21 protein-coding genes and 1 pseudogene are annotated in these 20,937 nt (G+C 72.7%); 10 read left to right on the top strand and 12 right to left on the bottom strand.

Annotation, left to right across the window (positions count from 1 at the left end):
- Window positions 1-38: 38 nt before the first annotated feature.
- On the bottom strand, window positions 39-746 hold the full coding sequence (locus ACWD0A_RS07115) for a dihydrofolate reductase family protein (protein WP_451295402.1): 708 nt from the start codon (window positions 744-746) through the stop codon (window positions 39-41).
- A gap of 317 nt (window positions 747-1,063) precedes the next feature.
- On the opposite strand from ACWD0A_RS07115, the pseudogene ACWD0A_RS07110 reads away from it, so the two are divergent.
- Window positions 1,064-1,348 (top strand): annotated as a pseudogene (locus tag ACWD0A_RS07110) (Orn/Lys/Arg family decarboxylase); the annotation flags it as partial.
- Between the two features lie 167 nt (window positions 1,349-1,515).
- Here ACWD0A_RS07110 and ACWD0A_RS07105 read toward each other — a convergent pair.
- From ACWD0A_RS07105 to ACWD0A_RS07090, 4 genes are read right to left on the bottom strand one after another with little or no spacing between them, the layout of a single operon-like run.
- The gene (locus tag ACWD0A_RS07105) at window positions 1,516-3,117 is read right to left on the bottom strand and encodes an alpha-amylase family glycosyl hydrolase (protein ID WP_451295400.1); all 1,602 of its coding nucleotides are present in this window, start codon (window positions 3,115-3,117) and stop codon (window positions 1,516-1,518) included.
- A gap of 44 nt (window positions 3,118-3,161) precedes the next feature.
- Entirely contained in the window at window positions 3,162-3,545 is a 384-nt protein-coding gene (locus ACWD0A_RS07100; protein ID WP_451295398.1) for a carbohydrate ABC transporter permease, read from the bottom strand.
- A 12-nt stretch (window positions 3,546-3,557) separates the two neighbouring features.
- Window positions 3,558-3,998, bottom strand: coding sequence for a carbohydrate ABC transporter permease (locus ACWD0A_RS07095; RefSeq protein ID WP_451295396.1), 441 nt, complete (start codon window positions 3,996-3,998; stop codon window positions 3,558-3,560).
- Complete coding sequence (locus tag ACWD0A_RS07090) at window positions 3,995-4,126, bottom strand: hypothetical protein (RefSeq protein WP_451295394.1); 132 nt, start codon at window positions 4,124-4,126, stop codon at window positions 3,995-3,997. The genes ACWD0A_RS07095 and ACWD0A_RS07090 overlap by 4 nt, the downstream gene beginning before the upstream one ends.
- 282 nt (window positions 4,127-4,408) lie before the next feature.
- Between ACWD0A_RS07090 and ACWD0A_RS07085 the strand changes: the two genes are divergently transcribed.
- The 3 genes from ACWD0A_RS07085 to ACWD0A_RS07075 all read left to right on the top strand — a co-directional run bounded on the left by ACWD0A_RS07085 (window position 4,409) and on the right by ACWD0A_RS07075 (window position 8,378).
- Window positions 4,409-6,034 (top strand): protein kinase domain-containing protein, encoded by a 1,626-nt coding sequence (locus ACWD0A_RS07085; RefSeq protein ID WP_451295392.1) that lies wholly within the window; start codon window positions 4,409-4,411, stop codon window positions 6,032-6,034.
- A complete protein-coding gene (locus tag ACWD0A_RS07080) occupies window positions 6,031-6,732 on the top strand; it encodes a hypothetical protein (RefSeq protein WP_451295390.1) in 702 nt (233 codons plus the stop codon). The genes ACWD0A_RS07085 and ACWD0A_RS07080 overlap by 4 nt, the downstream gene beginning before the upstream one ends.
- A gap of 140 nt (window positions 6,733-6,872) precedes the next feature.
- On the top strand, window positions 6,873-8,378 hold the full coding sequence (locus ACWD0A_RS07075) for a DUF6056 family protein (RefSeq protein WP_451295389.1): 1,506 nt from the start codon (window positions 6,873-6,875) through the stop codon (window positions 8,376-8,378).
- Here the strand turns inward: ACWD0A_RS07075 and ACWD0A_RS07070 are convergent.
- On the bottom strand, window positions 8,353-9,330 hold the full coding sequence (locus ACWD0A_RS07070; protein WP_451295387.1) for a glycosyltransferase family 2 protein: 978 nt from the start codon (window positions 9,328-9,330) through the stop codon (window positions 8,353-8,355). The two genes, ACWD0A_RS07075 and ACWD0A_RS07070, sit on opposite strands and share 26 nt — an antisense overlap.
- A 410-nt stretch (window positions 9,331-9,740) precedes the next feature.
- Here ACWD0A_RS07070 and ACWD0A_RS07065 point away from each other — a divergent pair, with 410 nt between their 5' ends.
- Complete coding sequence (locus ACWD0A_RS07065) at window positions 9,741-10,493, top strand: aquaporin (RefSeq protein WP_451295385.1); 753 nt, start codon at window positions 9,741-9,743, stop codon at window positions 10,491-10,493.
- Between the two features lie 136 nt (window positions 10,494-10,629).
- Here the strand turns inward: ACWD0A_RS07065 and ACWD0A_RS07060 are convergent, their stop codons facing one another.
- The 3 genes from ACWD0A_RS07060 to ACWD0A_RS07050 all read right to left on the bottom strand — a co-directional run bounded on the left by ACWD0A_RS07060 (window position 10,630) and on the right by ACWD0A_RS07050 (window position 12,960).
- Window positions 10,630-11,475 carry an aldo/keto reductase gene (locus tag ACWD0A_RS07060; protein ID WP_451295383.1) on the bottom strand — a complete coding sequence of 282 codons (846 nt, stop codon included), beginning with the start codon at window positions 11,473-11,475 and terminating at the stop codon, window positions 10,630-10,632.
- Between the two features lie 96 nt (window positions 11,476-11,571).
- Complete coding sequence (tpg, locus tag ACWD0A_RS07055; protein ID WP_451295381.1) at window positions 11,572-12,141, bottom strand: telomere-protecting terminal protein Tpg; 570 nt, start codon at window positions 12,139-12,141, stop codon at window positions 11,572-11,574.
- A 90-nt stretch (window positions 12,142-12,231) separates the two neighbouring features.
- A complete protein-coding gene (locus tag ACWD0A_RS07050; RefSeq protein ID WP_451295379.1) occupies window positions 12,232-12,960 on the bottom strand; it encodes a CTP synthase C-terminal region-related (seleno)protein in 729 nt (242 codons plus the stop codon).
- Between the two features lie 77 nt (window positions 12,961-13,037).
- Between ACWD0A_RS07050 and ACWD0A_RS07045 the strand changes: the two genes are divergently transcribed.
- Complete coding sequence (locus ACWD0A_RS07045) at window positions 13,038-13,946, top strand: LysR family transcriptional regulator (RefSeq protein WP_451295377.1); 909 nt, start codon at window positions 13,038-13,040, stop codon at window positions 13,944-13,946.
- Here the strand turns inward: ACWD0A_RS07045 and ACWD0A_RS07040 are convergent.
- Window positions 13,936-14,901 carry an endonuclease/exonuclease/phosphatase family protein gene (locus tag ACWD0A_RS07040; RefSeq protein WP_451295375.1) on the bottom strand — a complete coding sequence of 322 codons (966 nt, stop codon included), beginning with the start codon at window positions 14,899-14,901 and terminating at the stop codon, window positions 13,936-13,938. The genes ACWD0A_RS07045 and ACWD0A_RS07040 overlap by 11 nt on opposite strands.
- A complete protein-coding gene (locus ACWD0A_RS07035) occupies window positions 14,894-15,529 on the bottom strand; it encodes a hypothetical protein (RefSeq protein ID WP_451295373.1) in 636 nt (211 codons plus the stop codon). The genes ACWD0A_RS07040 and ACWD0A_RS07035 overlap by 8 nt, the downstream gene beginning before the upstream one ends.
- Window positions 15,530-15,670: 141 nt before the next feature.
- Between ACWD0A_RS07035 and dnaN the strand changes: the two genes are divergently transcribed.
- Window positions 15,671-16,789 carry a DNA polymerase III subunit beta gene (gene dnaN, locus ACWD0A_RS07030; RefSeq protein ID WP_451295371.1) on the top strand — a complete coding sequence of 373 codons (1,119 nt, stop codon included), beginning with the start codon at window positions 15,671-15,673 and terminating at the stop codon, window positions 16,787-16,789.
- A 257-nt stretch (window positions 16,790-17,046) separates the two neighbouring features.
- Window positions 17,047-17,787, top strand: a complete 741-nt coding sequence (locus tag ACWD0A_RS07025; protein ID WP_451295369.1) for a carbonic anhydrase — start codon at window positions 17,047-17,049, stop codon at window positions 17,785-17,787.
- A 37-nt stretch (window positions 17,788-17,824) separates the two neighbouring features.
- Here the strand turns inward: ACWD0A_RS07025 and ACWD0A_RS07020 are convergent, their stop codons facing one another.
- Window positions 17,825-18,553 (bottom strand): class I SAM-dependent methyltransferase, encoded by a 729-nt coding sequence (locus ACWD0A_RS07020; protein ID WP_451295367.1) that lies wholly within the window; start codon window positions 18,551-18,553, stop codon window positions 17,825-17,827.
- 134 nt (window positions 18,554-18,687) lie between these two features.
- Here ACWD0A_RS07020 and ACWD0A_RS07015 point away from each other — a divergent pair, with 134 nt between their 5' ends.
- The gene (locus tag ACWD0A_RS07015; protein ID WP_451295365.1) at window positions 18,688-19,713 is read left to right on the top strand and encodes an SPFH domain-containing protein; all 1,026 of its coding nucleotides are present in this window, start codon (window positions 18,688-18,690) and stop codon (window positions 19,711-19,713) included.
- Complete coding sequence (locus ACWD0A_RS07010) at window positions 19,710-20,609, top strand: hypothetical protein (protein ID WP_451295363.1); 900 nt, start codon at window positions 19,710-19,712, stop codon at window positions 20,607-20,609. Before ACWD0A_RS07015 ends, ACWD0A_RS07010 begins: the two co-directional genes overlap by 4 nt.
- Window positions 20,610-20,937: the final 328 nt, after the last annotated feature.

Raw genomic sequence — 20,937 nt, 5'->3', positions numbered from 1 at the left:
GCACATCGGGCCGGCCGACCCGGCCGGAACTCGGCTCTCTAGTCGAGCACCCGGTACGTGAGGTGCGTCGCGCGCGGCGTGTCGACGACCCTGATCACCTCCAGCTTCCGCTGCTCCGGACCGATGTGGTCGAACAGACGCAGGCCGCCGCCCAACAGCACCGGAATCACGTGCAGTTGGAGCTCGTCGACGAGACCTGCCCGCAGGAACTGCTGAACGGTGCGTGCGCCGCCCGCGATGGCGACGTTGCGGCCGCCGGCGGCCGCCTTCGCCTGCTCCAGCGCGCTGTGGATCCCGTCGGTCACGAACGTGAAGCTGGTGCCTCCCTGCTTGACCAGGGACGGGGCGGGGCGATGGGTGAGCACGAACACCGGCGCCCGGAAGGGCGGATTGTCGCCCCACGGCTTCTCCCCCGTGTCGTACATGAGGCGGCCCATGACGACGGCGCCGGTGGCGTCGAACCATTCCCGCATGATGTCCGAATCGCGGTTCTCCTCACCGCCGCGGTCATGCCCTGACGCTCCCGCCAACTCGCCAGGTCGTGGATCCAGTGGAACAGGGGCTCGGCCCCGTGCCCGCCGGGGTTGTCGACGCTGACGTCGGTGCCGGCGGCGAAGCCGTCCAGGGACATGGCGAGGTCCGCCGTGACAAGGGTCATGTGCCGCTCCTCCAGGGCTCGAATGCTCGGTTGCGCCGTACGCGCCGTGCGTCGTGCGCGGGTTCCCCCTCGTAACGTCGATCGGCATGCGCCCGTTTCGACAGGACGTCCGGCATCGTCCCGCAGGAGTCCTCCTGGCTCCCGCGCCCCACGCGGGACGACGCCGGTTTGAGATTCCCCCCTGACGGCAACCCGATTCGGGCAGTCGTACCGCCGTACGCCGACGCGAGACCAGGAGCCGCACCATGGACCAGTCCCGTGTGCCCGTTCTCGAAGCCCTGGCGGATTTCCACCGGCGCGGGGACACCGTCTACGGACCGCCCGGACACCGGCAGGGCCGAGGCGTCGACCCCCGGGTGCTGGCGGCTGGCCGAGGCCGCCGGGGCCGGTGCCGTCGGCGGCGGGCCTCCGGTGGCTCTGCCGCCGCCGGGTGCGCTGGAGCTGGAGCAGGTCATGCTGCCGCGCACGGCGTTCTTCGGCCCCGCCGAACAGGTTCCCGCCTCGCAGGCCGTGGGGCGGATCGCGGCGGAGATGGTCAGCCCCTACCCGCCCGGTGTTCCGGCCGTGGCCCCCGGCGAGCTCATCACGGCCGAGGTGCTGGACTATCTGCGCAGCGGTGCGGCCGCCGGGCTGCTGGTACCCGACGCCGCCGACCCGTCGATGGAGAGCCTGCGGGTCGTGGCGGCGTGACAGCGGACCGCTGCCGTGTGCGGAAGTCCCCTCGGCTGCGGCGCGTTGCTGTCCGGGGTCCGGAAGGGCCTCCCGTGGCCGCGGTCGACGCGCACCGGCACGGGCTGATCGGCCCGGCGGCCGAGCCGCCCGGCCCTCGCGGGACGAACCGGCGCGGGCCGGGCGGTTCAGGACCCGGGCGCGAGACTGTACACGCCGTACGCGAAGCCTTCCGCCGTGATCGTGCCGTCCGCGATGCGGATGCCCCGCGCCTCCAACGGGCGGGCGCCCGCGGTGCGGGACTCGTCGACCGTGACCTTCGCCCGGGCCGCGGCGGGGTTGACGACCACGAGGTACCGGCCGCCGCGTACGTGGACGAACGGGTAGCCGGTGTGCAGGATCTCCACCGACCCCGAGGGACCGAGCTCCGGTGAACCGCGGCGCAGCGCGATCAGGCGGCGGACCAGGTTCAGCAGCGAGCCGCCGTCGGCGCGCTGGGAGGCGACCGATGGGCGGGCGGGGTCGGGGTCGAGGGGCAGGTAGAGCGCGTCGGCCGGTGCGGTGGAGAAGCCGGCGTTCTCGGTGTCGTCCCACTGCATGGGGGTGCGGGAGCCGGCGCGGTTGTAGCGCGGGCCGAGGACGCTGCCCTCCTTGTCGGGCAGATCGGGGACGAAGCGCATGCCGATCTCGTCGCCGTAGTAGACGGCGGGGAGGGTGGGCCAGGTGAGCTGGAAGGCGAAGGCCGCCGGGAGCTGCTCGGGCGTGCGCGGGCCGCAGTTGAGGCGGGAGAAGTCGTGGTTGGCCGTGGGCAGGGCGGTGAAGCCGTTGTCGCCGATGGCCTCCACGGCCGACTGCCACGCCTCGACGAAGTGGGCGGGTGTCCCCTTGCCCTCGGGGTCGAAGAAGCAGTCGACGGGGTCCCAGTCGTCGTTGTCGGTGCCCGTGCGGTTGTTCCACAGGGAGCGCAGGGGGCGGCCGTTGGTCGGTCCGCCGAACTGGAGGAAGAAGTCCGCGTGGAAGCCCGCCGGGACGGAGACGGCGGGGTCGCCCCACTCGGACAGCAGCACGGCCTCGGGATGGGTGCGGTCCAGCCACTGCCGCAGCTCGGTCCAGATCGCGGCGGTCTCCCGCTTGTCCGGGTCGTCCTTGACGAGCGAGGCGGCCATGTCGACGCGGAAACCCGCGAGACCGAGCCGCAGCCAGTGGTCCATGACGTCGCGCAGGGCCTGCCGGTTGGCGCGCGGCCCTTCGGCGTCGGGGCTATGCCGCCACGGTTCGGCCGGGTCACGGCGCGCGTAGCCGAAGTTGAGGGCCGGCTGGGAGTCGAAGAAGTTGGGCAGGTACGCGCCCGGGCGGCGGCCCGGCGAGGCGACGAAGCCTTCGGGGCGGTCGCCGTCGGTCCAGATGTAGCGGTGGTCGGCGGGGTCGTCGGCCGACGCGAGGAACCAGGGGTGGCGGTCCGAGGTGTGCCCGGCGACGAGGTCGAGCAGGACCCGGATGCCCCGGCGGGCCGCCTCGGCCACGAGCCGGGCGAGGTCGTCGTCGGTTCCGTAGCGGGGGGCGAGGGCGAGGTAGTCGTCGATGTCGTAGCCCGCGTCGCGGAAGGGCGAGGAGAAGCACGGGTTGAGCCAGACCGTGTTCACGCCCAGCCAGGCGAGGTGGTCGAGGCGGTCGGTGATGCCGTTGAAGTCGCCGATGCCGTCACCGTCCGAGTCGGCGAAGCTCTGCGGGTAGATCTGGTAGAAGACGGCGTCGGCCAGCCAGGCGGGGGCGGGTCGGAACGTGGTCATGGAGAGGGTGCAGCCTTTCGTTGCGGCGGTGTGCCGTGGCCGGGTCAGCCCTTGACGGCGCCGGAGGTCAGGCCGGACACGACGGCCTTGCGGAAGACGAGGACCAACAGGGCGATGGGCAGGACGGATACGGTCGCGGCGGCGAAGATCGTGCCGTAGGGGACGTCGTACTGGTCGCCAAACAGGGCCATGCCGACGGGGATCGTGCGGTAGGCGTCAGCACTGTTCAGCGTGACGGCTATCAGGAACTCCGTCCAGCACGCCGTGAAGGTGAACACGCCGGCCGTGAACACGCCCGGCGTGGCCTGCGGCAGGGTCACCGAGACGGTGGTACGGACCGGGGAGGCGCCGTCCATCCAGGCGACCTCCTCCATCTCCTTGGGAACGGACAGGAAGTAGTTCCGCAGGATCCAGATGGCGAAGGGCACGTTGAGGGCGACCTAGACGACGATCAGGCCCTGGTGGCTGTTGAGCATGCCCGTCTCGCGCATCAGCAGGTACAGCGGTGCGGCCAGCGCGATCGTCGGGAACAGCGAGATCATCAGGAGGGCGACCATGATGGGCGTCTTTCCGCGCACCGGCAGCCGTGCGAGCGCGTATCCGGCGAACGTGGCGAGGGCCAGGACCATCACGGTGGCGATCACGGACACGATCACCGAGTTGGCCATGTAGGTGCCGAAGTCGTAGCGGCCGAACGCCTCTTCGTAGTTCTCCCACGTCAGGTCCTGCGGCCACGGCGTCGGCGGGTCGGCGGCGATCTCCGTGCGGGACTTCACCGACCCGGCGAACATCCAGTACAGCGGGGCCGCGACGAAGGCGGCGATCAGCAGGGCCGCGGCATGCGTCCAGGTCGGCCGCGGGCGCCGTCGGATCGTGTTCATGCGGTCTCCTCCGCTTCGCCGACCTGGGTACGGAAGGCCCGCAGGAAGACGAGACAGCCGGCGAATACGAGCGCCGCTGTGGAGGCGGCGACGGCGGCTCCTGGGCCGAAACTGAGGTTCTGGAACATGACCTGCCATCCCAGCAGCGCCAGCGACTGCGTGGCGTCGCCCGGTCCGCCGCCGGTCAGGACGAACGGCAGGTCGAAGATGCCGAAGGCCTGGAGGATGCGGAAGAGGACGGCGATGGCGAGGGTGGGCCGCAGCAGCGGGAGCCGGACGCGCCAGAAGATCTTGTCCCGATCCCTGCGGGAACCAGCCGTGAGGGAAATGTGTCTGTGCTGAGGACAGTCCGTGAGCCGGAGCCGACGACGACGGCACCGGCGGGGACGTCCGCCAGACAGGGGGACGCGATGAGCGTGTGGTCGGTGCCGGGATACACCGAGTCCCGGGAACTCGGATCGGGGGCCGGCGGGCGTGTCGTCCTCGCCGTCCATGACGCCACCGGCGTGCCGGTCGCGGTGAAGTACCTGGGGGAACGGCTGCGCGGCGACGCGGCTTTCGTCCGCGAGTTCCGGGCGGAGGCGCGAGTGCTCGGCGCACTGGACTCGCCGTATGTCGTGCGGCTCTACGAATACGTCGAGGCGCCGCACGGTGCCGCGATCGTCATGGAGCTGATCGACGGAATCGCCCTGCGGTCGCTGCTCGCCCGCGAGGGAGCGACCGGTCCGGAGGCGGCCCTGGTGGTGCTCAAGGGGTCCCTTCTCGGACTCGCCGCCGCCCACGGCGCCGGTGTCGTGCACCGTGACTACAAGCCGGAGAACGTGCTGGTCTCGGCCGACGGCACGTCCAGGCTGGTGGACTTCGGCATCGCGGCGGGCCGTGGCAGCACCCCGGGCGTGGCAGGCACTCCGGCGTACATGGCACCGGAGCAGTGGCACGGTGAGCCGGCCTCGCCCGCGGCCGACGTCTACGCGGCGACCGCGACCTTCTACGAGTGCCTGACCGGCCGCAAGCCCTACCCCGGCGAGAACTTCGCCGAGCTGGCCCTTCAGCACATCGGCGCGCCGGTCCCCGAGGACGACACACCCGAGGCAGTCAGGCCGCTGATCCGGCGAGGGCTGGCGAAGGCGCCCGAGGACCGTCCGCAGAACGCGGCGGCGTTCGTGGCCGAGCTGGACGAGATCGCCGGGGCTGCGTACGGGCCCGGCTGGGAAGAGCGCGGACGGCGCCGGCTGGCGGCGCTCGCCGCGCTGCTGCCTCTGCTGTTCCCGTCGGCCGGGGGCAGCGGGGCCGGGACCACCGCGGTGGCGACGACCTCCCTAGGCGCGGGGCCCGGCGGATGGCTGACTCCCGGCCTGCGCCGGGTACTTGCGGGGATCGTCGCGGCCGTGGTCGCCGCCCTCGTCGCCGTCGCCGCACGGGCGGGCACCGACGAGGGAGGCCGGGCCGCCGCCGAGGCCGTGGCCACCACGAGCGCGCTTCCCGGCGTGCCCGACACGCCGGCCCCGGGGCCCGAGGGGTCCGTCGGTCCGGCACCGTCGCCACCGGCCGCAACGCCTTCGCCCTCCCCATCGGGTAGCCCCGCGCCCGGCCCCACCGGCTCCCCCACGACGAGTGCCCCGCCGATGACGGCCGGGCCCACCACGTGGCCGACCACCGAACCGTCCACGGAGCCGTCCCCCGAGCCGACGACGCCGACGTCCGCCCCGGTGTCGGTACGGTCCGTCTCCGTCACGAGCTTCCGCCAGACCGGCACGACGACCGGAGCCGCCTCCGTCGACGTCGCCACGGACGGCACGGGTCCGGTCACGATCGTCGTGTCCTGGAACGCCGGCGACACCATGGGACAGCCCGGCGCGCCGGACGGCACGCAGACGTTCGAGCGCAGCGGCGCCACGCGGTACACCCTCCCGCTCACCCACACGTTCCAGGGCCAGGGCTGCTACTGGGGTGTCCAGGCGTCCACGGCCCCGGGTGCCGCGAACGGCACGTCCACCCGGCAGCTCCTGACCAGAAGGGGGTGCCCGGTCGCATGAACGGTCAGCTCGGCCCCCGCTCCGGCGAGGGGCAGGACGGCGCCGGAGCCGACGAGTACAGCGGGACCGTCCTCGGCAGCCACTGGTTCACGCGCCCGGAGAGCCAGGACGCCCCCGGCACACCCACCGCCGTGCTCGGCCGCCGGACGCCGGACGCCGCGCCGGACCGGATCGAGGGCGACGTCCTGCGGTTCGGGCCCGGGGTGACCGCGGCCGTACGGCGCGCCGGCGGCGACGCGACGGCGGTCGACGTGTGGCACGGCGCCCTCGCCGGCCGGCCACCGGCCGGTGGCCGTGCGCGCCGCCACGGCCGCCGGCTCCGCGGCTGGGCGCTGTTCGCCGTCGTGCTGCTGGCCGCGCTCGCGTTCCTGGCCTGGCAGTACGGTCCCGGTGTCGGCATACGCGGTGTCGCCGTCCAAACGCCGGCCGAGGGGCCCGGTTGCGACGGCACCGCCGATGTCGTGGCCGTGGTGAGGACCGACGGCAGGCCCGGGACCCTCACCTACCGCTGGGTGCGCAGCGACGGCACGGCGTCGCAGCCCCTCCACGAGAAGGTGGCGCGAGGGCAGAAGCAGGCGACGCTGCACCTGCTGTGGACCTTCCACGGCCGCGGCGAGTACCGGGCGCGCGCCGAGCTGCGCATCGTCTCGCCGTCACGGCACACGGCGTCGGCGCGGTTCGTGTACGCCTGCCGCTGAGCCGGCGGCGGACCCGGCTCGACGCCTGGCCGGGCCTGTCGTGGCGGCCCGCCGATCTTGCCCGGCGGAAGATGGAACGGCGCACCCGGGATTCACCTCTTGGATGCCGGACCATCAGTTTTCCGAAGGGCAGGGATGATATGGCCGTCGACGCATCCGGCGTCACCGTCGCGCGAGAACCGGGCGGGCTCGGCGCTCCGGAGCGGCGGAACGGCCCTCGGCGTGCGCGGGCGTCCTGGTGGGCCGCCTGGCCGTTCGCCCTGGCCGCGCTGCCGCTCGGTCTGCTCGGGCTGGCATCGTGGTTCGGACGCCATGTGCGGCCCAGCGCCGACGAGTGGTGCTTCCTCCCCGTGGTCCGCGACCACGGCGTCTCGGGCCTGATCGGCAAGTTCTGGTACACCGACAACGGGCGTCTGGGCAACGGCCTGATGGTGGGTCTGTACGCCAAGTTCCCCGTCGCAGGGCACCAGTGGTTCGGCCTGGTCAGCGGCGTCCTGATGCTGGGGCTGCTGTGGGCCCTGACCGCGCAGGTGCTGCGCAGGACGGGCCAGTCCGTTCCGCGTGGTGTGCCGCTGCTCGTGGCCGCCATGGTCATGGCGGTGTTCCTGTTCGCCACGCCGAACACGTACAAGACGTTCTACTGGCCCGCCGCGTCGGTCTCGCACACCCTGGCGCCGGTCCTGGCGTGCGCCGCCGCGCTGCCTCTGCTGCGGGCCCGAAGCCGCGCCGGGCGTGTCGCCGCCGTGGTGACGGTGGCGGTCGCGGGCGTGTTCATGGGAACGCTGTCGGAGGAGGCGTCGGTCGTCGCCCTGGTCGTGCTGTCCGGCGCCGTGCTGTTCGCTTCGTCCCTCTTCACGCCCGGCGCTCGGCGGTTCGCCCGCCTCTGGTCGCTCGCGGGCATGGCCGGTGTCGGCGCCGGCACGCTGCTGCTGGTGACGTCGCCGGGGTCGCGCAACCGGCGTGAGCGGTACGGCGCCGAGAGCACGTCCATGCTGGCCCCCGAATCACTGCTGGGCTCCCTGCGCGGCTTCGCGCACATCCTGGCCACGGTGTTCTCGACCTGGCAGTACGTGGGCGCGGTGGCCGCGGGTGTGCTGCTGGGACTCGTGGCACGCAGCCACCGGTCCGACCGGCGGTCGTTCCTCCTCCCGTGGCGGCCGCTGCCGCTCCTCGCGCTGGGCGCCCTCGCGTTCCTGGTCTCGGGCTACCTGTGCACCGTCATCACCTATCCGGTGTTCGGAGCGCAGGTGGTGACCACGGAGCGGACCTGGAACGACTATCTGCTGCTGTACATCGTGCTGCTGGTGACCGCAGGCGCAGTCCTCGGCCGCAGGCTGCGGCGCTACCGTCCGGGCGCCGCGACGGCCACGGCCGCGGCGCTGTGCGCCGCGGCCGTGCTCGGGCTCGTGGCCCCCCTCGTCTCCCTCGGCCACGACATGCAGGTGCGGGCCGAGCGGTGGGACCGCCAGGACCTCTCGCTGCGTGCGGGCGCCGCGCGGGGCGAGACGGAACTCCCGTACACGCCGGTGTCGGTGGCGAGGATGCTGGAGCCGTTCAGCAACAACGGGCGCCGGGTGTGGCCCGCGCAGTGCGTCGCCGACTACTACCACCTGGAGAAGGTCACTTACTCGAAGCGGCTTCCCTGACGGACGCCTCCTGCCGCGCGGTGGCCGTCTCGTCGGTCTCGCGGATCACGTAGTGGGGCCGCCGCTTGGCCTCGTGGTAGATCCGGCCCACGTACTCGCCGATCACCCCGAGCGTGACGAGCTGGATGCCGCCGAGTCCGACGATCGCGGTGATCAGCGTGGCGTAGCCGGGCGTGTCGACGCCGTTGACCAGGGAGTTGCCGACGATCCAGGCCGCGTACGCGAGGGCCGAGAGCAGCAGCCACAGGCCGGTGTGGATCGCGAGGCGCAGCGGGCGGCTGTTGAAGGAGAGCAGGCCGTCGATGCCGTAGTTCAGCAGCCGCCGGCCGCCCCACTTGGACCGGCCGGCGGCGCGCTGCACATTGGTGTAGGTGAAGCTGACGGTGTCGAATCCGATCCAGGAGAAGAGTCCCTTGGAGAAGCGGTTGGACTCCGGCAGGGACAGGATCGCGCCGACCGCGCGGCGCGAGAGCAGCCGGAAGTCGCCTGCCCCGTCGACGATTTCGACATCCATGAACCGGCGCACGAGGCGGTAGTACGCCTGGCTGAGCGCGGTGCGGACCACGCCCTCGCCGGTGCGGTCGCGCTGGGCGACGACCTGGTCGTAGCCGTGACGGTGCAGTTCGAGCATCCGCGGGATCAGCTCGGGCGGGTGCTGGAGATCGGCGTCCATGAGGACGACGACATCGCCCTGCGCCATGCGCAGTCCGGCGAGCATCGCGGCTTCCTTGCCGAAGTTCCGGCTGAAGGAGGTGTACCGCACGCGGGCGTCCGCGGCGGCCAGGTCCTTGAGGTGCACCCGGGTCCGGTCGTCGCTGCCGTCGTCGACGTAGCAGATCTCGAAGGTCGTCCCGGTCGGCTCCAGAGCGACGACGAGGGCCTTGTGGAACTCCTCGATGACCTCGCTCTCGTTGAAGCACGGCACGACGACCGAAGTATGGACCGTTGTCATCTCACTCCATGCGCTGTGATGCGGGCGGGCTGCGGCGTTGCGCCCGTTGCACTGGGGGAAGATGGCCGTCCGTCCTCCGAGGTTGCCTCCATGGTGGTAACGGTGCCGGTCCGTCGCGCGGAGCGGCCCGCCCCCGGCGCGTGTCGGCTGCCCCGTTCGGCTGTAGCTCTCTGGGACGGGTTGACGGCCGTCAGAACTGGCGCCCGCCCACCGTGGCGTTGCGGCAGCTGCCGCGCGGGCAGCGGACGCGCAGGATCTTCACGGCGGTACGGGGCGGCCTGGGGCGCCATCACGCGTCCGGGCGTTCCGCGAGGCGCGGCGGCCGGCCGCGGCAAGCCGACCCACCTCTCAAGCATTCCGCCTTTCGGAATACACTTTCCGTAAAACGACATGGGGTGGGGAGAAGGATCGTGACTGCACAGGCGGCGCTGCCGCGCCGGGCGGTGGCCGAACTTGTCGGCACCGCCGCACTCGTGACCGTCGTCGTCGGCTCCGGGATCCGGGCCGCGGGGCTCAGCCCGGATCCGGGGACCGCACTGCTGGCCAACTCGCTGGCGTCCGCGATCGGACTCGGTCTGCTGATCGCCCTCCTGTCCCCCGTCTCCGGTGCCCATCTCAACCCGGTGGTCACCCTGTGCACCTGGTGGTACGAGGGACGGCGGGGCCGTACGGCCGGCCGGGAGGCGCTGGCCTATCTCGCGGCGCAGCTGGCGGGCGCGGCCTCGGGCGCCGTCCTGGCGGACGTCATGTTCGGCCGGCGGCCCGGGGTGTGGTCCACGCACACGCGATCGGAGTGGCACCTGCTCCTCGGCGAGACCGTCGCCACGGCGGGACTCGTGCTGCTGATCACGGGACTGCGGCGGACGGGCCGTGCCCGGTTCGCGCCCGTCGGGGTCGCCGCGTACATCGCCGCGGCGATCTGGTTCACCTCGTCCGGCTCGTTCGCCAACCCGGCTGCCACCGTGGGCAGATCACTCTCGGACTCCTTCACGGGCATCGCACCGTCGTCGCTGGGCGGATTCGTCGCCGCGCAGCTCGTCGGCGGCGCGCTGGGAGCCGGTCTTTCCGTGCTGCTGTACGGACGGCCCAGGAGGAGGACTGCCGCGTCCGTGCGGCCCGCGCAACGCGCCTGCCGTTGCGGCACGCTCGATCTGGCGTCGTGAACGGCTGTGACTCCTCTTGGCCGGTCCGGCCGGCCGAAGCGCGGCTCAGGGGCTGACGGTCACCGCATCGGCCGCTGTCGCTGCGGCCTGACGGCATGGGGTCACTCAGGTGACGCGCCGAACGGTGGTCGGCGCGTCAGGCAGGCAGGGCCGTACGGTCGAGGCGCTGCCGCTGGGAGTCGGTGAGCCGGAGGCCTGCCGCAGCGACATTGTCCTCCAGATGAGCGAGCGACCCGGTACCGGGGATCGGCAGGAGGACTGGGGAACGTGCCAGCAGCCAGGCAAGCATGACCTGGGGGGCGGTGGCGCCGAGCTCGACGGCGACCGTGGCAACGGTGGCGTGCGCGGATGCCCGGTCGAAGTCGGCTGCCGCGGCGACGGGGCGCCACGGAAGAAAGGCGATGCCGGCGGCCTCGCATGCTTCCAGAACCGGCTCGTGGTCCCGGTCGAGGAGGTTGTAGCGGTTCTGTACGCTCGCGATCCCGGCGGTCCGCCGAGCCTCGGCGAGTTGCGCGGGGGTGACCTCGGACAGCCCGATGTGCCCGATCTTGCCTTCCCGTTGGAGTTCGCGGAGGGCACCGACCTGTTCGGCGATCGGAACCTTCGGGTCGATCCTGTGCAGTTGGAGGAGGCCGACGCGCTCGGTCCGGAGCCGGCGCAGGCCCTGCTCGACCTGCTCGCGCAGGCTCTCCGGTCGTGCGTCGTACGCCCACCCTTCCGGCCCGGTCCGGGTGACGCCGACCTTGGTGGTGATCAACAGGTCGTCCGGGTACGGATGCAGGGCCTCGGCCAGGAGTTCCTCGTTCGCGCCCCATCCGTACGGATGGGCAGTGTCGATCAACGTGACGCCCAGTTCCACGGCGCGCCGGGCAACCGCGATGGCGGCTGCCCGCGCGGAGCCGGGCTCGGTCGGCAGGCGCATGGCACCGAACCCGAGCCGGGCGACCCGGAATTCGCCTCCGATGGAGAACGTGCTCGCCATGCCCGCAGTGTCCGTCGTCCCCGAAGTCATGTGTTTCCCCCTCGCCGCCCCGACGATACCCCGGTCACAACGACGCCGCGCCGGCGCCGGAACGGGTCAGCTGTAGTCGGTCTCGACGTAGTCGATGTCGGTGAACTCCACCTGCAGGTGCTCCGCGCGGCGGCCGCGGTCCTTGAAGTAGATCTCCTGGAGCCCCTCCGCCGCGATCTGCTGCAACTGCCGTTCCCCCGCGCCCGCGTCCTGGGCAGCGAACAGGCGGGCCGCGTAGTCGGGGGGCAGGTGCTGGGTGATGCGGCGGATGCGGCGGATGCGGCTGTCGTCGGTGCTGCCGGGCGCCGCCGTGAATCCGAAGCGGGCCCGGGTCTCGATCACCAGCCCGCGGTCCGTCGCGGCCTGCCGGCGCGCACGCTGCTTCACCCGCGGCTGCCACAGGCGGCGCACCTCGGCGGCCATCCGGTCCGCGAGTTCCTTGCGCGGCCGTTTGATCTGGCCCTTCAGGTACCGCTCGATCGTGCGCTGGGAGACGCCGAGCTGTTCGGCGACCGCTCTGGTGGAGCCCTTGGCGCTCTTGACGAGGAACCGCACACGGGCCTGTGCGCCCACCGGGATCGGACGCGTGGTGACGTTCTCCGCGGCCCGGTCCCGGCTGTCACCGATGTGTCCCATGGCCTGTTCCTGCTCCTCCGCGCCCACCCTGGCCCCGATCGCACCCCGGATCGCACACCGAACACACCGACCCCGCGGACGACCCCGAGGTCACGTCCCCTGACCCGCGTGCTCCGCGGCCGCGAAGGCGAGGGCTCGTACGACCGGGTGCGGGCGCGTGCCGTCGCCTGCGAGTTCGGGCTGGAAGAGCGTGGCGAGGAAGAAGGGGTGGCCCGGAAGTTCCGCGATGCGGACGTCGCCGGTCTCGTCCCATCCGCTGAAGCGCAGGCCGTGGTCCCGCAGCACGTCGAGATACGCCGGGCTCGTGCCGTACGAGCAGTGGTAGCGCTCCACGGTCCGCCCGGCGCCGAGGACGCGTTCGGCCAGCGAGCCGCGCTCCACCTCGACCGCGCCCTCGTGTCCGACCAGCGAGCAGGCGAGCGGGACGATCAACGGGTCCTCGGCGCCGGGGCGGTTCTCCGCGTGGGCGGCGTCCTTCAGGGAGCACACGGACCGGGCGTACTCGAGCACCGCGTGCTGGAATCCCCCGCACGTCCCCAGGAACGGGATGCCCCGCTCCCTCGCGGTGCGCACCGCAGCGATCGCGCCCGCCTCGCTGGCGTACGGGCTGCCCGGAACGAGCCAGACGGCGTCGAAACCGTCGAGGGCGCCGGGCTGTTCGGCGTCCGGGGTCGGGATCCAGTAGGCGTCCAGGACCAGTTGGTCCCGCTCTGCGAGGGCCTGCAGCAGCGCGGGGATACGGGCATGGGCGCGGACGCCCGACGAGCGGTCGCCGAGGAGGGCGAGACGGGCCGATGAGGTGCGGTACGAAGTGGACATGAGAACATCCTGGCCCGCCCGGCACGTTCAGCACCAACGATGATTCATGACCCTTCCATCAGCGATACTGATGGGTCATGGATCCGCATCTGCTGCGCACGTTCGTCACCGTGGTCCGTGTCGGCTCGTTCTCGGCCGCAGCGCGCGAACTGGGTTACACCCAGTCCGCGGTGTCGCAGCACATCGCCGCCCTGGAGCACGATCTGGGCGCCCCGCTGTTGCTGCGCCGACCCGTCGTCCCCACCGAGGCGGGGGCACGTCTGCTGGAGCACGCGGGGCCGCTGCTCCTGCGGCTCGACGCCGCACGCGCCGACATCGCCCGGCTGCTGTCCGCGCCGGCCGGCCGGCTCACGCTCGGGGTCACGCCGCTGGCCATGTCGTCACGCCTGAGCCGGGCGCTCGCCGAAGTGCGCTGCGAGCAGCCGGGGCTGGAGGTCGCCGTGCGGGTCACGAGTCACTCCGCGGCCGTGCGGGACGCCGCCACCGGAGAGCTGGATCTCGCGCTGGTCGACGGCATGGCCGCACCGAGCGATCCCCTGTACCTGCCGGAGGCGGGACCGCTCACGGCCACGGGTGTCGCCGAGGAGCCGTCGGCCGTCGCGCTGCCCGCCGGGCATCCGCTGGCCGGCCGTGACGGCGTCCGGCTCGTCGATCTCGGCGACGCTCGGTGGATCGACGCCCCGGAGATCGCGGTGGGGCGCGACCGGTTGAGCACCCTGTGCGGGTACGAGGGGTTCCCCGTGTCGCTGCGGTACGAGGGGACCGACGTGCGCGGGCTGATCGCTCTGGTCGCCGCCGGGCACGGCCTCGCGCTCCTGCCGCGCTCCGTGCTGGAAGGGGCGTGCGGCGTGGCGGGGGCCGCGGTGACGATGCCGCGCACGGTGCACCGGATCGAGGCGCTGCACGGCGGGACGGGGCCGGCGGCTCTTCTGACAGCCCGGCTCGCGTCCCTGCCGGGCGGGGCGGCGGACGCCGTCAGAGCCTGATACGGGCGACGAGGGGCAGGTGGTCGCTGCCGGTCGCGGGAAGCGACCTGACGTCGACGACGGTCGCGGACCGGGCCATGATCTGGTCGATCCTCGCCACGGGGAACGCCGCAGGCCAGCTGAACGCCATGCCCGGTCCCGCCACGCGCAGCCGGGAGCCGAGCGGATCGAGGCCGCGGTCGTCGACGGTGGCGTTGAGGTCACCGAGCAGGATCACGCGGTCCACCTCCTCGGCGGCGATCGCCTTGGCCAGCAGGGCCGCGCTCTCGTCCCGCCGGGCGGAGCCCAACCCGTGCGGCACCCCGAGGCGCACCGAGGGCAGGTGGGCCACGTAGACCGCGACGTCGCCCTCGGAGGTCCGCACGGTGGCGCGCATCCCTCTGTTCCAGTCCGGCCCGATGCCACGGGGCCTGATGTCCACCGGCCGTACGTCGTCGAGGGGATGGGCGGACCACAGGCCCACGGTGCCGACCACCGCGCGGTGGGGAAAGTGAGCCGCGAGCGACTCCGCGTACACGGGCAGCGCCTCGGGGGTCACCTCCTCCAGGGCGACGATGTCGGGTCGCTCCCGCAGCAGCGCCCTCGCGGTGCCTGCCGGGTCGGCGTTCACATCGCTGACGTTGTGCTGCACCGCGACGATGTCGTGGGACTCGTCGCCGGCGGGCAGCAGCAACGGGCCGAAGTGGCCGAGCCATGCGGCCGTGGGCAGCAGGAGGGCGACCAGGGCCGTGACCGACCTCCGCAGCAGAGCGGGGACGAGCAGCACCGGCACGGCGAGGCCGAGCCAGGGCAGGAAGGTCTCCAGCAGACTGCCGATCCGGCCGGGCGTGTTCGGTACGGCCCGGTGGAAGGTGAGCAGGAACGCCGTGACGACGGCGCACGCGGCGACCACGCGCCCGCGGCGCGGCAGCCGGATGCGCCGCCAGGAGCGCACTGCCGATCCGGGCTCAGGCATCGAAGGCCTCGAGGGTGACGAGCGCCGTGGTCCCGTTCTCGTGGCGCACGGTCAGCCGGACGACGTCCGCGCCGGTGGGGGCGTCAGTTCCTGTACCGGTGGCCGATGCGCCGGGGACGGCGGCCGTGACGGACGGCGTCGCGGTGGCGGCCGTGGCGGAGGGCGTGGGGTCGGCGAACGGTCCCGCGGGGTCGTCGCTCCCGCCGATCTCGATGCAGATGTCCTCGGCGCAGTGCTCCTGCGGCCGGGCATTCGGGTACGCCGACGCCAGCCACTCGTCCACGTCCTCGCGCGGCATCCGGAACGTGCCCCGGACCACGTCGTCCATCCAGTCGTCGACGCTGCAGTCCTCGTCGGTGGTCCTCTCCGGGAGCGTGCCGTGGGCGAACTCCATCGCCGCCGAGCAGCTGATCGTGGAATGCGTGCCGAAGGGATCGTCGCTGACCATGAACGAGACCATCACCCACGCGAACCACCCGGCCACCAGGCCGCCCACGACGACGGGCAAGGCGACCACCGCCCACAGCAGCCGGCGCGGCCACCTGCTCCGCCGGCCGTCCGGCGGGCGCTCCTCCGCATTCCGTGCCGTCGTCCCCGCTGCCGCGCCGGCGTCCTCCGTGTCGCCCACGACACCCCCCTGTACCCGTTCGTCCCGCGAGGCCCCTCGCCTCTTCCGGTGCCCACGATCCTGCCAGGCCGCTGTGACAAGGGCGTTGTCAGTGGTGGCCGATAGCGTCGAAGCGTCGCCGTCGACGAGGAGAGGGTTCGCATGGAGTTCCGGATCGAACGCAGTGAGCTGGCCGAAGCGGTCGCGTGGGCGGCCCGTGTGCTGCCCGCCCGTTCACCGGTTCCCGTGCTCGGCGGCCTCCTCCTGGACGCGGGCTCCGGGACGCTGCGCATCTCGGGGCTGGACTACGAGGCGTCGGCGCGCATCGAGGTCGAGGCGGACGTGGTGCGCCCGGGACGGGTGCTGGTCATGGGGCGCAGACTGGTCGACATCTGCAAGGTGCTTCCCGCGGGCACGGTGGAGTGCTCGGTCGACGGGTCGCGGTTCTCGGTGGTGAGCGACGGTGCGCGGTTCGGGTTGTCGGTACTGCCGTTCGACGACTACCCGGCCCTTCCTGCGCTGCCGGAGTTCCGCGGAGTGGTGGACGCCGAGGTGTTCGCCGCGGCGGTTGGTCATGTGGCGGTCGCCGCGGGTCGTGACGACGCGCTGCCGGTGCTCACGGGCATCCGGGTGGCCTTCGACGGCGAGACGATGACGCTGGCCGCGACCGACCGGTACCGGTACGCGGTGCGCACGCTCGGCTGGAAGCCGCAGGCGCCGGACACGTCCGGCGAGGCCGTCGTCTCGGCGCGCCGCCTCACCCACATCGCCCGCTCCCTTGCCCGTTCGGGGATGGTCCGGATCGCTTTCGACAGGGGCTCGATCGGCTTCGAGAACGGCGGCATGCGGATCACGACCCGGCTGCTGGAGGGGCAACTGCCGCGTCACGACAAATTGTTCGGGCTCACCCCGGCAGCCGTCGCCGTCACCGACCGCGAGACGCTGCTGGAGGCGGCGAGGCGGGTGGCCGTCGTCGCAGAGGGGGACAGCCCGCTGCAGCTCGACTTCTCGGACGGCTGGGTGTGTCTGCGCGCCGGGTACGAGGACGACGTGGCCTCGCAGCGGCTGCCGTCGACGCTGGAGGGCACACCGGAGATGACGGTCGCCTTCAACCCGTCGTATCTCGTGGACGCGCTGTCGTCCTTCGACGCACCCGTGGTCCGCTTCGACCTGCTCGGTCCGGGACAGCGGGCCCTGCTGACCGGCCTGGCGTCTGCCGACGACAAGGCCCCGGCACCCGCGCACCGTCATCTGCTGATGTCGGTGAAGCCGCTGGTGTGACCCGGCGGCCGAGTGCCCGGAGGGGCTGCGATCCCGCCCGGGTTCCCGGCGCGGGGCTCCCTGCGACGAGGTGAAGGGATCGCGGCAGGAGCGGACCGGAGTCGGCCACTCCGACCGGTCGGCCCGGCGCGATGCCCGCGCGATTCATATAGGCGAACCCTCGGCCTCTTACGGCACCGGCCAAGGTTTGTCCAAGCAGGCGCAAAGAACTTCACGCGACGAACACGTGACCGGGTCGGCACTCTACGTTCACGTGCGTGACAGTCATCCGACAGACCGACAAGCCGGTGGGCGAGAGCCGCCGAACCCTGCTGCGCGCTGCCGTCGCCGGTGGGGCGCTCGCCACCGGAGGCCTGGCCCTCGGAGCCGTACCGGCGTCCGCGGCGCCCCGCACCGCGCCGCCACGCCCGCGGCCCACGACGCCGTCCGCCGCGCTGCGCGAACTGGCCGCCGGCAACCGCCGTTGGCGGACCTTCCACCAGCAGCACCCGCACGAGAGCGGAGCCGTGCGCGAGACCCTGGTCGGCGGGCAGCACCCGTTCGCCGTGATCCTGGGCTGCATCGACTCCCGGGTACCCCCTGAGCTGATATTCGACCAGGGTCTCGGCGACCTGATGACGGTGCGTGCCGCGGGCGAGGTGCTGGACGAGGCCGTGCTCGGCAGCGTGGCGTACGGCGTCCTGGAGCTCGGCACACGGCTGGTCGTGGTGCTCGGGCACCAGGCGTGCGGAGCGGTGAGCGCGGCGGTGCGGACCGAGGAGACGGGCGAGGAACTGCCCGCCCACATCCAGTACATAGCCGATCGCATACGGCCGGCCATCGACCACAGTCAGCAGGGCGATGCGCGGATCGACTCCACGATCGACCGCAATGTCGCCATGGTCACCCGCCGGCTGGCCGAGGAGCCGGACCTCGCCGCCCGGATCGCCACCGGCGCCCTGGCGGTCGTCGGCGCGCGCTACGAGCTGACCTCGCAGCGGGTGCACATCCTCACCTGACGCGTAGCCCGGCAGGGCATTCGTACGCCGCGGCCCGTCAGTCGCGCCGCCGCGCGACCACGAGCCGGGCGCGCGGCGCGCCGCCGGGCAGCCGGCCGAGGTCTACGAGCGGGATCAACCGGACGTCGAAACCGGCCTGTTCGAGGTCGGCGAGCACCCCTGAGAGCGGGAAGGTGCGGTAGTACATGATGAACTGCGGCCGCCACAGGGCATTGCGTACCCGCATGACGACGTCGAAGGCGAGCAGCGTCCAGTAGAGCCGGGTCCGGGGGCCCGGCGGTGCGAGCACCGGGAAGGCGAAGAGCCCGCCCGGCCGCAGGGCGGCGTAAGCGCCGGCGAAGAGCAGGGGCCGCTCCTCGGGCAGGAAGTGCCCGAAGGCGCCGAAGCTGACGGCCAGGTCGAAGTCCCGCTCGAAGGGCAGAGCACGTACGTCCGCCCGCACCCAGGAGACGGCCGGCGGGCCGCTCGCGGCCGTCGTCGCGCGCGCGGTGTCGAGCATGCCGGCGCTGAAGTCGACACCGGTGACGCGGTCGGTGCACAGCGCGCGCAGCATCCCGGTTCCCGCGCCGGTGCCGCAGCAGATGTCGAGGCCGGCGGCGAACGGGCCGAGCGGCCGCAGGGACCGCGCGACAGAGTCGAGGATCGGGTCCGGGGTCCGGAAGGGGGTCAGGTCGAACTTCGGCGCGAGCAGGTCGTAGCCCCGCTGCGTCGAGGACAGTGCCTGGACGGCCAGTTCCCTGAGGGTGGGCCCGTGTGCGGTGAACATCGGTGATCAGCCTAACGGCCGGGGCGCCACGGGTCACCGGATCGTCCCGCACCGACCCAGAACCCAATCTCGTCTGGTTGACGATAAGGGCGCGAGCCACTATCGTCACAGTGACGAAAAGAGGGGGTACTCCCATGGCCGACATCACCGCACGCCTCGGCTGGCGCCACCTGCGCGCCGCACCTACCGCGCACATCCGTCACCACAGGCGCGGCCGGCTCATCCACGAGGGACCGGGACTGAGCTTCTGGTTCCGGGCGCTGACCGCCGCCCTGTCGGAAGTGCCCGTCGACGACCGCGAACTGGCGATGTCCTTCCACGCGCGCACCTCGGACTTCCAGGACGTGGGCGTCCAGGCCACGGTGACGTACCGGATCCACGACCCCGCCACGGCCGCCGCCCGCCTCGACTTCTCCGTCGACCCCGACACCGGCGCCTGGCGCGGCACACCGCTCGAGCAGATCGCGAACCTGCTCACCGAGACCGCGCAGCAGCACGCGCTGGACGTGCTGGCCCGCACCTCACTGGCGTCCGCACTCGCGGACGGTGTCGCCTCGGTACGCGATCGCATCGGCGCGGGCTTCGCCGACGAGCCCCGGCTGCCCGCGACCGGCATCGAGGTCGTCGCGGTCCGCGTCGTCGCGATCAGGCCCGAGCCCGAGGTCGAGCGCGCGCTGCGCACCCCCGCCCGCGAACAGATCCAGCAGGAGGCCGACCGCGCGACGTACGAACGCCGGGCCGTGGCCGTGGAGCGCGAGCGCGCCATCGCCGAGAACGAACTGGCCAGCAAGATCGAACTGGCGCGCCGCGAGGAGCAATTGGTCGAGCAGAACGGCACCAACGCACGACGCCGGGCGGAGGAGAGCGCTGCCGCCGACGCGGTGAAGGCGGACGCCGAGGCGTCCCGCACCGTCCGGCTCGCGCGCGCGGAGGCCGAAGCGGCGCAGCAAGTGGGCGCGGCGCGCGCCGAAGCCCAGGCCGCGTGGCTGCGGGTGCACGCCGATGTCGACCCCTCGACGCTGCACGCGCTGGCGGTGACCCGCCTCGCCGAGAACCTGCCGCGCATCGAGAGCCTCACCCTCTCCCCCGACGTCGTCACCTCCGCGCTCGCCAGGCTCGCCGGGGGGCCGGGGGTCGGCGGTACGGCGGCCGGGGCATGAGCCTCGCGCCGCGTGCCGTGCTCGTCCACCGCGCCACTGAGTACGAAGAACTGCTCGCCCGGCACGGAACGCACGGTCAGGCGGACTTCTTCCTCTCCTCGCGCGGCCGGAGCATCCGGGAGGTGGCCGAGCGGCACCGGCGGACGCGGCAGGCGCTGGCGGACGTCGCGGGGGCGGTGCCGCTCCCGTGGCGCCGCGCCCGGGTCGAGCGATCGGACCTGGACCGCTTCCTGTTCGCGCCCGAGGACGTGGTGGTCGTCGTGGGCCCGGACGGGCTGGTCGCCAACACGGCGAAGTACCTGGCAGGACAGCCCGTCATCGGCATCGACACCGAACCGGGCCGCAACCCGGGCGTCCTGGTGCGCCACCGGGCAGCGGACGCCGCCCGGCTGCTGCGCTCCGCGGTGCTGCCGGGCCGCCGGACGGACGACCTGACGATGGTGGAGGCGGTCACCGACGACACCCAGCGCCTGGTGGCCCTCAACGAGATCTACCTCGGGCGGCCCGGCCATCGGACGGCCCGTTACCGGCTCGGCCCGGACGGCGACACGGAGGGTGCCGAGACCCAGGCGTCGTCGGGCGTGCTCGTGGGCACGGGCACGGGCGCCACGGGGTGGTTGCGCTCGGTGTGGCAGGAGCGGTGCAGCACCCTCGCGCTGCCGTCACCGGCGGACCGCCGGCTGATCTGGTTCGTCCGGGAGGCCTGGCCGTCGCCGGCCACCGGCACGGCGCGGGTCGCCGGGGCGCTGAGCGCTGCGGAACGGCTGCGGATCACGGTGGAGTCGGACCGGCTCGTCGTGTTCGGCGACGGCATGGAGTCCGACGCACTGGAGGTGATCTGGGGCCAGTCCGTACACGTGGGCGTGAGCGACACCGCGTTGCGCCTGCTGGACTGAGGCGTGCCGGGCCGCAGAGTCGGGACCCGGTCACGAACGGACCATCCGGCACCCCGTTCAATGGCCGGTCCTCGACTGTTCGCCCCTGTCACTGGTTTGTACCATTCGACCACTCCCGGTCCGCACCGACCGTGCAGTACCGGCTCGGACTGTCATGTGCATGACTTTTCAACTTCTGGCAGTCTCGCCGCCGTTCGACGCGTTCCCTGAACCGCAGCTCGATCCAACGCACTTGGTCCGTGACGGTCGGCGCGTACCACCGCCGGCCGCACCCCCCACCTCGCGCCGGGCGCCTTCGCGCGCGCCCGGCACCCGGCACCGAAAGCAA

This window comes from Streptomyces sp. NPDC002867 (assembly GCF_053591895.1).
This window is presented reverse-complemented; position numbering and strand designations above follow the sequence as displayed.